2 other RNA genes are annotated in these 262 nt (G+C 55.0%); both read left to right on the plus strand.

What is annotated here, in order from left to right:
- Positions 1-110: non-coding RNA, RtT sRNA (locus tag ACGF5R_RS24850), on the plus strand; the annotation flags it as partial.
- 46 nt (positions 111-156) lie between these two features.
- A non-coding RNA gene (locus tag ACGF5R_RS24855) (RtT sRNA) lies at positions 157-262 on the plus strand; the annotation flags it as partial.

The raw sequence follows: 262 nt of genomic DNA on the forward strand, positions 1-262 counted from the left end.
ACTTTTAATCAACTGGTTGCAGGCTCGAGCCGAGCGAAGCGAGACAACAGCGCGTGAGCGCTGGCCCGAAGGGCGAGGCCATAGGCCGAGTCATCCTGCACGACCCACCATATCGAAAGACACAATCAGAATAATCTAATCATACAGATGAGTCGTTAGCTCAGTCGGTAGAGTAGTTGACTTTTAATCAACTGGTTGCAGGCTCGAGCCGAGCGAAGCGAGACAACAGCGCGTGAGCGCTGGCCCGAAGGGCGAGGCCATA

The organism is Photorhabdus sp. RM71S (assembly GCF_042879355.1).
Classification (GTDB): Bacteria; Pseudomonadota; Gammaproteobacteria; order Enterobacterales; family Enterobacteriaceae; genus Photorhabdus; species Photorhabdus kayaii.